Raw genomic sequence first — 13,863 nt, forward strand, 5'->3', positions numbered from 1 at the left:
CTTTATATTTTGCGTAACGCAATGATCATATCTATAGAATACCACAGAGGAAAAGGGTATCACAAGTGCCTTCAGATTATATAGACATAAAAAGAGGGCAGTGTTATAATTTTTCCTAAAGAAAATGCATATGGGAGGTATCGCAATGTCTAAAGTTGTAAAGCTTTCATCCGTAATGGAAAGGGAAGAAAAATTAAAGGAAATCTATGAAGGTCTGGAAGAGATAAAAGATCAGCTGACAGCACTGATTGATGAGTATGAAGAAGAGGAGACACATACAGGAAAAGCAGATGAACTGATCGAAGCCCTGGATGCTCTTGAGGATGCTTCGGAAACCATAGAGGATGTGCTGGAAAATTAATGAAGGAGAAAGCATATTTTCACCTGCCCGGGCTGTTTGAGTTTTATGAGCTGTACCGGATGTTCCTGCCTTTATTCCGGGAACACAGGGAATATTTTTACGACTGGTGTGAAATTGGCTCCATATATGGTGCTCCGGCAGACTGTATCTGGGGTGGAGGCAGGGCTGGCTTCGGAGAGAATGACCCGGAGGAGGTTCTTGAACTGATGCAGGAATATGGGATTTCTGCCCGACTGACTTTCAGCAATTCCCTGCTTCGCCAGGAGCACCTTTCAGACAGAAAATGCAATGCACTGTGCCGGTTGTTTGAGAGAAACAGAGAACCGCAAAACGGCGTGATCATTTATTCAGAATTGCTCTTGGAATATATTAAGGAGCAGTATCCGGGACTCTATTTTGTTTCCTCCACTACCAAGGTTCTGACAGATTTTACACAGCTTGAGGAAGAAATCAGGAGAAAAGATTTCCATTATGTTGTGCCGGATTTCCGGCTAAACAAGGCTTTTGATAAGTTAAATACATTGTCTCAGGCTGAGAAGGACAAAGTAGAATTTCTCTGCAATGAATGCTGCTGGTTCGGCTGCAGGGACAGAAAAGCCTGCTATGAAACGGTCAGCCGCAAGAATCTGGGTGAAAACTGCCTGGAGCATTACTGCAAGGCACCGGAGAGAGAGAGGGGCTATCTTTTTTCAAAAGCTATAGAGAATCCAGGGTTTATTGGAATCAATGATATCCGGGATATCTATCTGCCAATGGGATTTTCAAATTTTAAAATAGAAGGAAGAGGACTCGGCAGTGCCCTGATACTGGAATTTCTGCTCTATTACATGACCAGACCGGAATACCAGATACATGTCAGAGAAAAAATATATCTGGACAGTATGCTGGATCTGTTTTGAGAGATTTATACCACCGCATTGTGTTACTATATGACAATGCGGTGGTTTTTCTGTCCGAAAAAGTATGTAGATACCTGAACTCGGTTGCCATAGCAGTGAAGTTTTCAAAATTATTCCGGAAACAGTTGACATAGCATATAGGTTCTTATATTATATAGATAACCGATATATAGACAATCTATACAATGGGAGGTGAATACTATGGCTATTGAAAAATCACTGGTTTCCGGGAGTATGACAATGCTTATACTGAAATTGCTGTCAGAAAAGGATATGTATGGATATGAGATGATCGATACCCTGCGACAGAAATCTCAGAACGTGTTTGAACTGAAAGCAGGAACTCTGTATCCGTTACTGCACAGTCTGGAGGATAAGGGATTTCTGACAGTATACGAACAGGAGGCAGCCGGAAAGACCAGAAAGTATTACAGTCTGACTGGACAGGGAAGGGGATTTCTGGAAAAAAAAGTAGAAGAATGGAAAGAGTATTCTGCAGCAGTGACCAACGTGCTTGTAATGGAGGTGTGATCTATGGACGAATATCTGAAAACATTACTGGAACAGATTCGCTGTAAGAAAGCGCGGCCTTATGTAAAACAGGAATTTCAGGATCATATAGAAGATCAGATCGAGGCAAATATGCAGGCAGGTATGGATCGTGAACAGGCAGAGAGGGAAGCTGTCCGGGATATGGGAGATCCTGTGGAAACAGGAATCTCTCTTGACAGTGTCCACAGGCCTCAGGTTGCATGGAAACTTCTGGGGATAATCGTTCTTATCAGCATTGCAGGCGTTTTGATACATGCAGGGATTGCCGGAAAAATCAGTGAGAACGCTGCGGCCGGTTCGGACAGATATGTGTTCCATGTTGTGATCGGACTTGCAGTTATGATGATTTTATATCTTCTGGATTACACTGTACTGGCAAGATTTTCGAAAATAATTGCCGTCATTTTACTGTTTGCCTGTCTGGTTACATTGTTGGGTGGCTATCAGTTAAATGGGGCAAGATGCTTCATTGTACTGCCGGGAGGAAGAGGAATATCCATGCAGACTCTGATGCTGTTTTATGTTCCCATATATGGAGCAATTTTGTATAAATATCATGGATGGGGATATAAGGGCTTGATAAGAGCAATCATATGGATGTTTGCACCGGTTATATTGGTCTATGCCATGCCTGCGCTTATGACAGCTTGTGTGATGTTGGTATCTATGCTGGTTATGCTGACAATCGCAATTCAAAAGAACTGGTTTACTGTGAGAAAAAGGAGAGCCATCTGTGGAATCTGGGCTGGCTTTCTGGCTATGCCTGTGGCAGCTTTTCTGATCAGGTATCTGAGAAGCAGTCTGACAAAATATCAGATCGCACGTTTACAGGCTGTTTTTTCAGGTGGTGGAGAAGAGGATTATTTCACCGAAATGCTGCATTCATTCTGGCAGCAAAATAAATGGATAGGGAAAAGTGAATCAGATGTAATGGGAAATCTACCGGCCTTTAATGCGGATTATATTCTGACCTATCTGTCATCTGTATATGGAACAATTGCAGCCATATTTTTATGCTGTGTTCTGGCAGTTTTGATTTTTGCAGTTTTTAACACTGCCATGCGACAGAAGAATCAGCTTGGAATGATGATGGGATGTGGATGCGGAATCGTATTTCTTATAAACTTTTTCATAAATATCCTGGAAAATCTGGGTATATTTCCACAATCAGTAACATTTCTTCCCTTTTTATCAGCAGGAGGAAGCTGCATTATAGTTTCCTATGGACTGATGGGGATTGTGCTGAGTACATACAGATATAAAAATATCTATCCACGGCATCTGAAAATAGGTTTTAAATTTGATAAAACCAAAGCGAGAAAAGCCCTGTATGTCTCAAAAATGTCCATGTGCATATGGACAGGAGGCACTGTTGTTGTTATGTGCGTTGCCATATATTGGGATTTGTGTAAGAGTTATATGAATATTCCGTTTAAAATCGTAACCATTGTACTGACATTGCTTCTGGTTGGAAATATGAGAAAGATTGTGCAGCACAATGAAATGAACAGATAGAAAATGTAAGAAACTGTATTAAGAAAGATACCGCCATATTGATTGTGATAAGTCAATATGGCGGTACTTTTATCCATTAATTGTCAGGAGTGATTGTCTTGCGGTATTTTTCACGTTTATCTGCCGGAACTTCCAGGGCGTTCATTGCCTGGTCAATGGTCAGGTTCATATTTTTCATAAGTTTTTTGATGGAGTCGGTTTCTTTGAGTTCCATGCCCTCATCCATTAACATCTGTCCAAGTCTGGTCATGCGCATTACCTCCTTAATTTCGTCTAACTCAGTTCTGTCTAAGAACTTGTCAGCCAGTGTATACAACATCGCAGTTGTCTTTTCAGCATTCAGCTCAATATTGGGCTTTGCCAGACAAATTGCTTCTTTAAACATATCCTTGCGGCTCATTTTTCCGGACATCAATGGTGTCAGGGAAAGAGCAGCGTAATCATCTTCAGTAAAAGCTTCACCGTTATCCTGCTTCTGCTTTAATTATTAAGCTATAAATGAGCAAATTTGAAAAAATGCACAAAACTATCCTGCTAATTTCATAAACGCTTCAAAATCGACACAGGATTTTGCACATTGAAACAAATATTGATACTTTTCCTGCTGAATGGTACTGCGAATCAGTTGATATCCTTCCTGGAAAGACTGATATTGCCCAGTGCTTATAACACAGATATAATGTGCCATTGACATCAACAGCCAGTACCTCTGGATTCCTTTCGAGGAACGTATCTGATAGGTATCCAACGCCAGACGGGTTTTACATTGTCTGAAAAATACCCCTATTGTCCACCGGCACACATAATATTTTCGGTTTTTGACTGTCACAGGGTCAAATCCTTTCTCTGTTACCGATAATTCAGCAGCAAGTTCGCTGAGCTTCTTTTTCATTCCTGACGGGTACAGCAGGCGGTTTGTTTTTAAAGCTCCAATGGTATGGAACCCCTTCTGTACAAATGTGTTGATTATTTTTTCAGAAACATACCAGCAGTCACAAAGGAAATATGACATGACTGGAGGTTCTGGCAGTTCCTTTGCAATGTTCTGCACAATATCAATCTTGGAAATGGATTTATTGTACAGTACAAAAGCATAGTTCAGGACAATGCCATTGCACGAAAGCATAACAGCAACTGCCTGATGGTCATAATCCTGTTTTCTCTTTAAATGGGACTGGTGGAAATACGCATCTTCAATTGGATGCATAGCCTGTGACGAAGGCTTTGTCTTTGAAGCTATGGTATCATCCACAATACAGAAAACAGGTTTTCCGGTGCGCTGTGCTTCTGAATAAATAATTTCAACTACGGAGGATTTTAAAGTATTTTCAAGTAAGGTATCATCCCATTTCCCAGAATTGAGGAAATGTGCGATGGTAGTTCTGGGGCAGGAACTGTTTTGTGAAAAGTCGGTAGTCTTTCCGTGGTAACCTGAGATAAAGATACTGATCAGGATACTCATGAGATGACCGATCACTCTGTTCGAAAAAGATTTGCATAAATTTAATTTCTTAAGCTGGTTGTATATGAATGTAGAATAATGTATAGTATTTGTGAGAGGCACCTTCTTTCGTAAATGTTGCAATGTTTGTTTGGTCACTTTCATTATACAACACAAACGATTTAAGGTGTCTTTCTTTTTATGCAAAATCACGAACTTGCTCATTTATAGTTATATTCTTGCTAACATACTTCTAAAGATGAAGTTTATGAAAAATTGAAAGGAGTAGCTTGCATGGATAAAAATAATAGAGTAATATACGGAATAGCAGGAGATGGAGAAATAATGCGAGTAGTAATATGCGATGATGAGAAAGTAACTTGTTCAGAGATAGAGAAAATGCTTAGTTTTTTTGCGTTCGAAAAATGTATAAAGTTGGAAGTGGACGTGTTTTTTGATGGAGATACTTTGACAGAATATTTGAAAAAAGAAAAAGCTCCAGACATTCTTTTTTTAGATATTGAACTTCCGGGAATGAATGGGGTTGAGGTCGGAAAATATATCAGGGATATATTGAGGAATACAGATATGTTTATGATATATATATCTTCTAAAAAGGAATATGCTTTAGAACTGTTTCAAAACCAGCCATTTGATTTTCTGATAAAACCAATAAAAAAAGAACGGCTGTATCATGTTATGGAGAAAATATTTAGTATTATTGGAAAAAATGAGTGCAATTTTGAGTATAAAAATCAAGGAAATAGTTACAGAATTATGTACAAAGATATTTTGTATTTTCAAAGTGATGGAAGAAAAATTAATATTGTAATGGAAAAGAAAATAGAAAGTTTTTATGGTAAGTTATCTGAGATTGAACAGATGTGTCCAGAGGGGTTGTTTTTGCGTATTCACAAATCATATTTGATCAATATGTGCCATGCGAAAGAAATTACTTATAAATGGATAAAAATGATAAACGGAGATGTGTTGGATATTAGCAGATCGAACCGTGTGGCTATAAGAAGAAAACTAATGGAGAGTATGGCAAATGAAATTCGTAATGATAGCTGAACTGTTGCTTATATTGTTTTCAAATGGAATTCGATTTTATGCAGTTAAAAGGTACATAGATTTTTTTGCTGCCAGAGAAAAATGTCTATGGAAATATAATTGGATTCTATATACTTTTGCATGTATTGGGACTTATATTGTTAGTATTATATTTGAATCGCCAAATTTGAATATAATTTCGAATGTCATTGCTTTATTTCTACTGGCATGCCCGTATAAGATAAAGCTGTCTAAAAAATTCCTAATGACATTTATTATATATTCTATTAATTTACTAGCAGATATTATAGTTGTTCAACTGTTGGCAGGATATGTTCCCGGACAAAGAGTAGGCTCAGCTTATCAATTTATAACTAGCTTGGCGATTTTAATTCCAACTGCTTTTTTTTCAGAATTTACAAAGAAAAAAACGCAGGATTCTCTACCACTTATGAATGTATTCATATTGGGTATGATTCCCTTGGTTAGCATTGTTTGTATGCACAGCATTGCAACTTTAACAGAAAATAACAAACCTGTAGTTCTTACAGTAGCATTCAGTTTGATACTCATCAATTCATTTTTGTTTTATTTATATTACACATTAACCCAATTTTATGTGGCGAAAATGAATGAGAAGAAACTGGAGCAGATAATTGATGTATATGCACATCAGCTTGATGTGGTGCAGGAATCTCAGGAGCATATTAAAAAATTGCGTCACGATATGAAGCATCATTTAATAGAATTATCTGCTATGGCACAGCAGGATAAGAATAAGGATATGATGAGATATTTAGAACACATGGAAAAATTTATGTTAAATCCAGCAGAAAAAGTTTCGACAGGGAATAAAGAAATTGATGGGGTTTTAAATTACATGCTCAGGCGTGCGGATGAATTATTGAAAATTGTGAATCTGGATATTCAGATTCCAAAATCACTATACAGAAATAATTTTAATATTTGTGTGATTTTAGGAAATTTGGTAGATAATGCGGTCAGGGAATCGAGTAAATCTGATGAAAAGTATTTATCCATTAGTGTGCGTGTGCAAAAAGATATCCTGATTATTTTGATAGAAAATAGTTATAGTGGTTCAATTGTGCAAAAAGGTAATATATTTCAAACCAGCCAAATTGATACATCTATTCACGGGTTAGGTTTGGAAAGTGTGAAACAGGTAGTAGAAGCATGTGGTGGAGATATAAAGATTGAATATACGGAAAAACGATTTTGGGTACAGGTTTTATTATATTTGTCAAATATTGTAGAGAACTAAAAAGAGCCACTTGGCTCTTTTTTAGTTCCAATTTTGACAAAAAAATATACAGTTTTTGACAATAAAAGGCATATGAAGAGAATTTATGGTATGTTATAAAAAATATATGTTTAGGAGGATGTAACATGAAAAAAGATATTTTGAAATTGGGTATGAAAATAGTAAAAAATACTGCTATAAAGTTAGCAGAGCGTGATGCAAATACAACATGTCCGTATTACGGTTATCAGGCAGAACTTCCATGTGCCGTCAAAAAGCTGAAAAAACCGTGATTTTGTAAATTGGTTGATTTTTTAAAGAAAATATGGAAGTATATAGTTCCTTTTAGGAACAATAAAAGTAATCAGGTTGCCATAGACTATAGAGTTTTCTTATGAAAACATAGTAGTTTGTGGCAACTGTGTTTTTGAAGAAAATGAGGTTTTTAATGGAAAAGCATAGAAAAAAATTCTCAATACGATTGATAGAAAAAATTGGACATGATGAGGAAGAACGAGAAATTATCCAATATGGATTGCATCAGGGGTTTCTGATATTACTTAATTTATTGACAACAGTAGTTTGTGGAATACTCTGGAAAGAACTGCCTTTTGTATTATTGGTATTTTGGGGGATATTTTTTTTGAGACCTTATGCTGGAGGATATCATGCAGATACAGAATTACGTTGTTATTTTCTATCGACAGCAATGATGAACATGGTTGTCTTTTTGAAAAAAACAATAGTTTTATCAAATATAATGTTTATAATAATATGGATTATTACTGTTATATTTATTTGGATATATGCCCCAGTAGAAAATACTATTCATTGTTTAGACGAAGATGCACGCAAAAAGTATGCGAATAATACAAAGAAAATTTTGTTATGTAATGGAATCGTAATGCTAGTGGGAATATGGGTAAACCAAAGAATTGTCGTAGATGCAATTATTTGGAGTCAAGTGATGATTGCGATTGCAATGATAGCTGGATTATGGAAATATAGTACCTAATAAATAATTTATATAGGAGAATAAAGAAAAAAGTGTGAATATACAAAAAGGCATTAGTCTTGACAGAAGTTCCATTTTTGACACAATTATATACAGTTTTTGGCAAGGTGCGTTTTAAGAGATAATTCTATGCTATAGTAAATTCAACAAACAAGTTGGTGCCAATGTTGTTTAATAACTGAAAAACTTTTTTAGAAAGGGGAAATGATTTATGAGAAAAATTATTAAAAGAACACTTTGCGTTTTAAGTGCAACAATGTGTGTGCTGGGGACAGCAGCTACAGCAAGTGCGGATACAGTTTCATTTAATGTGACGATTCCGGGTGATCCATACTCTTATGCAGTAAGGAAAGCGGATACAGAACAGAGATTCTATGTAACAGGAACATCGTTTAATAAAAGCGGTACATTGAGATGCAGATCTGGAAAAGCAGGACAGGGAACAAGCTCCAATTCGGCGTATATTTCTTCTGGTTCAAGAGCTTCCTCTGCCAGCTACACATCTTATGCAGCGCCTAATTATACATACGAGATGTATGCTACCAGTGGAACAAGTGGATTGAATGTTAGGGGACGTTTCACACCGTAAATAAAACTGTAGATGAAGGCGGAGAAATACGCCTTCGTTTTTTCAAGGAGGACTATATGAGAAAAGGCTTGAGACAAGCAATGATAGTGCTGGGAATATGTATGTGTTTAGGGGGCTGTGAAAAAGAAACGGAGGCAAAAACAGAGCCGGAAGGAGAGACGGTACAGAGCGAAGACGGAGATTTTTTTCCGGAATCATATTCAGAGGAAACAGAGAAGGTGAAATTTGAGTGTGTAGTAAACGTTCCGGAGAAATTTGAAGTTACCAACTTCCACGCCCCTATTATAAAAGGTGTTTCTAACATTGATGCAGAAACAGCTTACAAAAAATATGTTGAGGGAAAAGTAGTTACAGAAGAATATCATGACGAACCAACTATTGAAAATGAAAAAGGAAATGATACGTATATATTGGAGGACGGAACAGTGATAGGGTTATCGGGAGTGTTTCTGTACAATACACCCGAATCCTCAATATACAGACAGGTAGTGAGAATGAGCGAACGCAGCGCTCCAAAAGATAATTTTAAATTTGCATCAGGAGACGATTGCACAGAACAGGTAAAAGAAGAATTAAGATCACTGGGCTGCCCTGTTGATGAATATCAGTTTGACTGGTTCTCTACCAGCGGAGAAGATTATGCAATATTGGAGAAGCGAGCTTTAGATGACGGAATGATTGACAGTCAAAGGGCAAAACAGGACGGCTGGACAGAAGCCAATAATTCTTATGAGATATATGGGTGGCAGCTTTATGAGGGACTGCAGGTTCTTCCGCCGTGGATAACAAGCGCGATGTCACGGGCGTTTGAAAGCTATCAGAAAGCGCCCATATCTGCTGTTTACACAAAACAGGGTATGTTGAGTCTGGCACTGACAGAAGCGCCATGTATATTTGAACATTCTGATGAAACCCTGGAGTTTCTGAAGTTCCCTGAAATTGCAGATATACTGGAAGAAAAATACAGTGCTTTATTAGACGATGCCGTTTATACGGTGACTTATGCAAAATTAGTCCTGCGGACTTATTTTGATGAGGGTCAGAAATTAGCGGCAGAGCCGGTCTGGTATTTTGAAGTAACAGACGGTACTTCTATGGAGGTTGCTTTGCTTAATGCGGTTACAGGAACTGAAATTTTCCTGAATTAGCAACGCTTGTCATACCAGATTTTGCCTGAGAAAGAGAGTGTGATAATTTTGCAGTGTTTTATAAATTACCTTCGGACAGATTTTCGCCGGCTTGGAAAAAGTTATCGATGGCTGGCTGGAATTGTTGGTGTAGTGGCAATCCTGTTTTTTTCTCTGGAAAGCGTGTTGTTTCAAAAAGGGCTTGAAAATGGAAACGTACTGTCTACCTATGTGTATTCTACAAATATGACAGGATTTCTGATTGCATATTCTTTCTGCGCTTTTCCATTTGCAGGGGTATATCCGGAAGAACAGGAGCATAAGTATATTCGTTACAATGTGATAAGAGGAAGCTTAAAGTCATATGTACTATCTAAAACAACCGTTATCTATATCAGTTCACTGAGCATTATGATATTGGGATCAGTTTTGTTTCTGTTTTTGTGCCGTACATATGTTCCGTGGACAGACTGGAGTATAGATTCGTATGGAATAGAATTAAACGGCTGTTATGGAAGCATTCTGGAAGAGGGACATGTAATTTTATACTGTACGCTGTACGCATTGAATCTGGGGCTTATTGCGGGGGCATTGTCGAATATGGCTGCCTTATGTTCTGTGTTTATATCAAATACTGTGCTGGTTCTTGTCTTTCCGGTACTGGCATTTCGCGTTCTGGTATCTGTGAATATAGCTGATTACAATATCTACGCTTTTTATGCGTATACGAAAATATTTGCAAGTGACGGAGTAAACCTTTTGTTTCTGACGGTTATATCAGTGGGCATTTCCGCTCTATCAGCCGCGGGGTGCTATTGGGGGCTGAAAAAGAAAATGTAGCGGAGGGAGGACTATATGAAAACATTAAAATACATAATGAAAACTTCTGCGCAAAAAATATTTAATGTTAAATTTGCGACTTTCTGCGCGGCGTTTTTAATCTTGTCGTGGACGTATGATCAGCCATATTTACAGTTTGTTAAGGAAAAAAATTATCCGATTTCATGGTGCATTTTTCCTTTTTATATGTCCTCATTTGGAATTTTATCTATTTTTTATGTAGGAATTGTTTATATTCATTCTGATGTTCCATTTATGCAGCATATTAATATGTATCAGGTAATCCGTACCGGGAGGGAACGCTGGGCACTCAGCCAGATTGCCGGTATCCTGATAAGGTCTTTTTTTGCAGTTATCCTGTCTGCAATCGCAGCTGTTCTTCCGTTTTGGGGACATATAGAATTTTCGACAGACTGGGGAAAAGTTATAAAAACGCTCGCTTCGCAAAGAGCAGATGAGGGATTTGGATTTGGAATGGGGCAAATGCTTGATTTTCGCTTCCATTATGGGATTCTTGGGAAATTTACGCCGGTACAGCTTATGATAATTACTGTCCTGATATGTACATTGATATGTACGTTTCTTGGCATTTTGATGTTTCTTATCAGTTTGTATGCCGGTAAAATCCTTGCAGTCGCAGTGACAATGATGAGTGTGGTTGCATTATTTATTGTGGAGAATATATATGGGGAATGGAAACTGATTGTGGCGCATGTTGTACCTACATACTGGGCGGAGGTGGCATTAAGCGCGACGCCTGTCAGCGGACGTTATCGAATCCCTTCCCTGACATATATTTTTACATTTTTAATTGTTGCGGTTGTTTTCATGTCTGTGATAATTTTCTGTAAAGTAAAACATACAGAGTTTCACTGGGAAAATGAGGACGCGTAGCTTACAGACAGGAGGACAGGACAGATGGAAAAACAGAGGATTGAAGTAAATCATGTATTTAAAAGCTTTAAGGAAAAAGAAGTGTTAAAAGATGTATCGCTGACCTGTGAAAGCGGAAAAATATACGGAATCGTAGGACATAACGGGTCTGGCAAAACCGTACTTTTCAAATGTATCTGCGGATTTTTTTACTGTGACAGAGGAGAAATCAGAGTAAATGGGAAATGTATGGGGAAAGATGCCGACATGCTGCAGAATGCCGGAATTATTATAGAAGAACCGGGTTTTTTGCGCCAGTGGAGCGGGTTTCATAATCTGGAATTTCTGTATACAATCCGAAATAAACTGAATAAAAAATACATGTATTCCGTTCTGGAAAAGGTGGGACTTGAACCACGTTCAAAAATTCCTGTAGGAAAATATTCTCTTGGTATGCGGCAGCGTTTAGCAATCGGTCAGGCGATTATGGAAAATCCAGATATTTTAATACTGGATGAACCTATGAACGGTTTAGATAAAAATGGGGTACAGGAAATGAGGGGACTGTTTGAGCAGATGAAAAACGAGGGAAAACTGATTATCCTGGCAAGCCATAATAGAGAGGATATTGATGTGTTGTGTGATGAAGTATATGAAATGGAAAATGGTATATTGAAAAAACGAAGATAATTAAAAGATATAGTTGGAGGTTAGTATGATAATACCATATGAAATTTTTAAGGAAAACAAAAGATTTAAAGAAAGTATAGATAATGCCCAGAATGAGACAGATATATTGTTGTATAATGCGGCTAAAGAATATAGTAATAGTGTGAGGAAAAGGGCAAAAGCGGTAACGGATATAATCATGGAACGAATTGAAAAAGAGATCAAGAACAGTTAAACAAAATAAGTGGCATCTGTCAAAATGATACCATTATATATCCTTGCGGGTCATTTTTCCGGACATCAATGGTGTCAGGGAAAGAGCTGAGTAATCATCTTCCGTAAAAGCTGGTAGTGTAAAATAGTTTGTGTTTTTGGTAAAAAATAACTCCTTTTTGGTAAGAATTTAGATATGACAATTCTTATCGAAAAGGAGTATTTTTTATGGCAGTTGCAAAAGAACAAATTCGACAGATCATCTCAGAAAACAACATTAATAGCGTTGCAGATATATACACGCTTCTGAAAGACAGTTTCAAGGATATCCTGCAGGAGCTGATGGAGGCAGAACTGGATGCAACTCCTGGCTACGAGAAAAACCATAAGGGAGATCTACAGACAGACAATAAAAGAAATGGTCATTCTACAAAAAACTTAAAGAGTCAATACGGTGAATTTCAAATCGATGTACCAAGAGACCGTAACGGTGAGTTTGAACCAAAACTCATCCCTAAATACCAGAGAGATATTTCCGGGATTGAGGAAAAAGTGATCTCTTTATATGCCCGTGGTATGAGTACACGTGACATCCACGACCAGCTCCAGGATCTTTATGGAATTGAGCTATCAGCTGAAATGGTCAGCAAGATCACAGACAAGATACTTCCTCAGGTTAAGGAATGGCAGTCCCGTCCTCTGAACCCGGTTTATCCGTTTGTCTTTATGGACTGTATTCATTATAAAGTACGTGAGGATGGCAGAATCCTGAGTCGTGCTGCGTATGTAGTTCCTGGCGTTACAGTGGAGGGATACAAAGATATCCTCAGCATCACAGCAGGCGCAAATGAAACCAGCAAGTTCTGGCTTGGGATGCTTAATGATCTTAAGAACCGCGGAGTAAAAGATGTCCTTTTCTTCTGCGTGGATGGTCTTCCGAGTTTTAAAGAAGCTATTCAGGCAGTTTATCCGCAGGCAGAGATCCAGAGATGTGTGATCCATATGCTACGCAATTCTTTCAAATATGTAAATTATAATGATCTGAAAAAGTTTTCCTCGGATTTCAAAGAAGTGTACAATGCTCCGAACGAAACAGCCGCTTTAACAGAGCTGGAGAACATGAAAGAAAAATGGGGGAAGAAATATCCGTACGCGATCAGTAACTGGGAAAATAATTGGGAAGATGTAAGTTCCTTTTTCCAGTTTTCTAATGATATCAGACGCATTATGTACACGACAAATATCATAGAAGGATTGAACCGCCAGTATCGGAAAGTCACGAAAACGAAAAGCGTATTCCCAAGCGATCCTGCATTGGAAAAGATGCTGTATCTTGCCAGCGAGAACGTAGTCAAAAAGTGGACGCAGAGATACCGGAACTGGGATCAGGTATTGAATCAGCTGATAGTCCTTTACGGAGAACGGCTCACTGCTTATCTGTAAGAGAAAAGAAAA

General features: G+C 37.9%; 17 protein-coding genes. 15 read left to right on the top strand and 2 right to left on the bottom strand.

All coding sequences use genetic code 11. From position 1 onward, the window contains the following. Positions 1–145: 145 nt before the first annotated feature. The 4 genes from NQ550_RS02985 to NQ550_RS03000 all read left to right on the top strand — a co-directional run bounded on the left by NQ550_RS02985 (position 146) and on the right by NQ550_RS03000 (position 3,327). Positions 146–361 carry a hypothetical protein gene (locus NQ550_RS02985; protein WP_022379879.1) on the top strand — a complete coding sequence of 72 codons (216 nt, stop codon included), beginning with the start codon at positions 146–148 and terminating at the stop codon, positions 359–361. Then, complete coding sequence (locus NQ550_RS02990) at positions 361–1,260, top strand: hypothetical protein (protein WP_022379878.1); 900 nt, start codon at positions 361–363, stop codon at positions 1,258–1,260. The genes NQ550_RS02985 and NQ550_RS02990 overlap by 1 nt, the downstream gene beginning before the upstream one ends. A gap of 201 nt (positions 1,261–1,461) precedes the next feature. Continuing rightward, positions 1,462–1,791, top strand: coding sequence for a PadR family transcriptional regulator (locus NQ550_RS02995; RefSeq protein ID WP_022379877.1), 330 nt, complete (start codon positions 1,462–1,464; stop codon positions 1,789–1,791). A 3-nt stretch (positions 1,792–1,794) separates the two neighbouring features. Continuing rightward, on the top strand, positions 1,795–3,327 hold the full coding sequence (locus NQ550_RS03000) for an FtsW/RodA/SpoVE family cell cycle protein (protein ID WP_025580471.1): 1,533 nt from the start codon (positions 1,795–1,797) through the stop codon (positions 3,325–3,327). Between the two features lie 76 nt (positions 3,328–3,403). Here the strand turns inward: NQ550_RS03000 and NQ550_RS03005 are convergent, their stop codons facing one another. Next, positions 3,404–3,739 carry a hypothetical protein gene (locus NQ550_RS03005; RefSeq protein WP_243252724.1) on the bottom strand — a complete coding sequence of 112 codons (336 nt, stop codon included), beginning with the start codon at positions 3,737–3,739 and terminating at the stop codon, positions 3,404–3,406. A gap of 114 nt (positions 3,740–3,853) precedes the next feature. Beyond that, positions 3,854–4,789 (bottom strand): transposase, encoded by a 936-nt coding sequence (locus NQ550_RS03010; RefSeq protein WP_025580469.1) that lies wholly within the window; start codon positions 4,787–4,789, stop codon positions 3,854–3,856. A 273-nt stretch (positions 4,790–5,062) separates the two neighbouring features. Between NQ550_RS03010 and NQ550_RS03015 the strand changes: the two genes are divergently transcribed. The 11 genes from NQ550_RS03015 to NQ550_RS03065 all read left to right on the top strand — a co-directional run bounded on the left by NQ550_RS03015 (position 5,063) and on the right by NQ550_RS03065 (position 13,851). Continuing rightward, on the top strand, positions 5,063–5,842 hold the full coding sequence (locus NQ550_RS03015; RefSeq protein WP_025580467.1) for a LytR/AlgR family response regulator transcription factor: 780 nt from the start codon (positions 5,063–5,065) through the stop codon (positions 5,840–5,842). After that, positions 5,820–7,103 (top strand): sensor histidine kinase, encoded by a 1,284-nt coding sequence (locus tag NQ550_RS03020; RefSeq protein WP_025580465.1) that lies wholly within the window; start codon positions 5,820–5,822, stop codon positions 7,101–7,103. Before NQ550_RS03015 ends, NQ550_RS03020 begins: the two co-directional genes overlap by 23 nt. A 125-nt stretch (positions 7,104–7,228) precedes the next feature. Continuing rightward, positions 7,229–7,375 carry a cyclic lactone autoinducer peptide gene (locus NQ550_RS03025; RefSeq protein WP_081703307.1) on the top strand — a complete coding sequence of 49 codons (147 nt, stop codon included), beginning with the start codon at positions 7,229–7,231 and terminating at the stop codon, positions 7,373–7,375. 155 nt (positions 7,376–7,530) lie between these two features. Further along, positions 7,531–8,097, top strand: a complete 567-nt coding sequence (locus NQ550_RS03030) for an accessory gene regulator B family protein (protein WP_025580464.1) — start codon at positions 7,531–7,533, stop codon at positions 8,095–8,097. Between the two features lie 211 nt (positions 8,098–8,308). Further along, positions 8,309–8,686 (top strand): hypothetical protein, encoded by a 378-nt coding sequence (locus NQ550_RS03035; RefSeq protein ID WP_025580462.1) that lies wholly within the window; start codon positions 8,309–8,311, stop codon positions 8,684–8,686. 56 nt (positions 8,687–8,742) lie between these two features. Continuing rightward, positions 8,743–9,834, top strand: a complete 1,092-nt coding sequence (locus tag NQ550_RS03040; RefSeq protein ID WP_025580461.1) for a hypothetical protein — start codon at positions 8,743–8,745, stop codon at positions 9,832–9,834. 48 nt (positions 9,835–9,882) lie between these two features. Continuing rightward, positions 9,883–10,653 (top strand): hypothetical protein, encoded by a 771-nt coding sequence (locus NQ550_RS03045; protein WP_025580460.1) that lies wholly within the window; start codon positions 9,883–9,885, stop codon positions 10,651–10,653. A 255-nt stretch (positions 10,654–10,908) separates the two neighbouring features. Then, positions 10,909–11,547, top strand: a complete 639-nt coding sequence (locus NQ550_RS03050) for a hypothetical protein (RefSeq protein WP_147418531.1) — start codon at positions 10,909–10,911, stop codon at positions 11,545–11,547. A 24-nt stretch (positions 11,548–11,571) separates the two neighbouring features. Next, positions 11,572–12,216, top strand: coding sequence for an ABC transporter ATP-binding protein (locus NQ550_RS03055; protein WP_025580457.1), 645 nt, complete (start codon positions 11,572–11,574; stop codon positions 12,214–12,216). A gap of 25 nt (positions 12,217–12,241) precedes the next feature. Continuing rightward, the gene (locus NQ550_RS03060) at positions 12,242–12,430 is read left to right on the top strand and encodes a hypothetical protein (RefSeq protein ID WP_025580455.1); all 189 of its coding nucleotides are present in this window, start codon (positions 12,242–12,244) and stop codon (positions 12,428–12,430) included. A 206-nt stretch (positions 12,431–12,636) separates the two neighbouring features. Further along, positions 12,637–13,851 carry an IS256 family transposase gene (locus NQ550_RS03065; protein WP_195383148.1) on the top strand — a complete coding sequence of 405 codons (1,215 nt, stop codon included), beginning with the start codon at positions 12,637–12,639 and terminating at the stop codon, positions 13,849–13,851. The last annotated feature ends 12 nt before the right edge of the window (positions 13,852–13,863 follow it).

It is taken from the genome of Blautia wexlerae DSM 19850, assembly GCF_025148125.1.
Taxonomy (GTDB): Bacteria; Bacillota; Clostridia; order Lachnospirales; family Lachnospiraceae; genus Blautia_A; species Blautia_A wexlerae.

Excerpts from the sequence above, each read along its gene's own strand:
- NQ550_RS02985 (WP_022379879.1), top strand. The coding sequence starts at position 146 with ATGTCTAAAGTTGTAAAGCTTTCATCCGTAATGGAAAGGGAAGAAAAA.
- NQ550_RS02990 (WP_022379878.1), top strand. The coding sequence starts at position 361 with ATGAAGGAGAAAGCATATTTTCACCTGCCCGGGCTGTTTGAGTTTTAT.
- NQ550_RS02995 (WP_022379877.1), top strand. The coding sequence starts at position 1,462 with ATGGCTATTGAAAAATCACTGGTTTCCGGGAGTATGACAATGCTTATA.
- NQ550_RS03000 (WP_025580471.1), top strand. The coding sequence starts at position 1,795 with ATGGACGAATATCTGAAAACATTACTGGAACAGATTCGCTGTAAGAAA.
- NQ550_RS03005 (WP_243252724.1), bottom strand. The coding sequence starts at position 3,739 with ATGTCCGGAAAAATGAGCCGCAAGGATATGTTTAAAGAAGCAATTTGT.
- NQ550_RS03010 (WP_025580469.1), bottom strand. The coding sequence starts at position 4,789 with ATGAGTATCCTGATCAGTATCTTTATCTCAGGTTACCACGGAAAGACT.
- NQ550_RS03015 (WP_025580467.1), top strand. The coding sequence starts at position 5,063 with ATGGATAAAAATAATAGAGTAATATACGGAATAGCAGGAGATGGAGAA.
- NQ550_RS03020 (WP_025580465.1), top strand. The coding sequence starts at position 5,820 with ATGAAATTCGTAATGATAGCTGAACTGTTGCTTATATTGTTTTCAAAT.
- NQ550_RS03025 (WP_081703307.1), top strand. The coding sequence starts at position 7,229 with ATGAAAAAAGATATTTTGAAATTGGGTATGAAAATAGTAAAAAATACT.
- NQ550_RS03030 (WP_025580464.1), top strand. The coding sequence starts at position 7,531 with ATGGAAAAGCATAGAAAAAAATTCTCAATACGATTGATAGAAAAAATT.
- NQ550_RS03035 (WP_025580462.1), top strand. The coding sequence starts at position 8,309 with ATGAGAAAAATTATTAAAAGAACACTTTGCGTTTTAAGTGCAACAATG.
- NQ550_RS03040 (WP_025580461.1), top strand. The coding sequence starts at position 8,743 with ATGAGAAAAGGCTTGAGACAAGCAATGATAGTGCTGGGAATATGTATG.
- NQ550_RS03050 (WP_147418531.1), top strand. The coding sequence starts at position 10,909 with ATGCAGCATATTAATATGTATCAGGTAATCCGTACCGGGAGGGAACGC.
- NQ550_RS03055 (WP_025580457.1), top strand. The coding sequence starts at position 11,572 with ATGGAAAAACAGAGGATTGAAGTAAATCATGTATTTAAAAGCTTTAAG.
- NQ550_RS03060 (WP_025580455.1), top strand. The coding sequence starts at position 12,242 with ATGATAATACCATATGAAATTTTTAAGGAAAACAAAAGATTTAAAGAA.
- NQ550_RS03065 (WP_195383148.1), top strand. The coding sequence starts at position 12,637 with ATGGCAGTTGCAAAAGAACAAATTCGACAGATCATCTCAGAAAACAAC.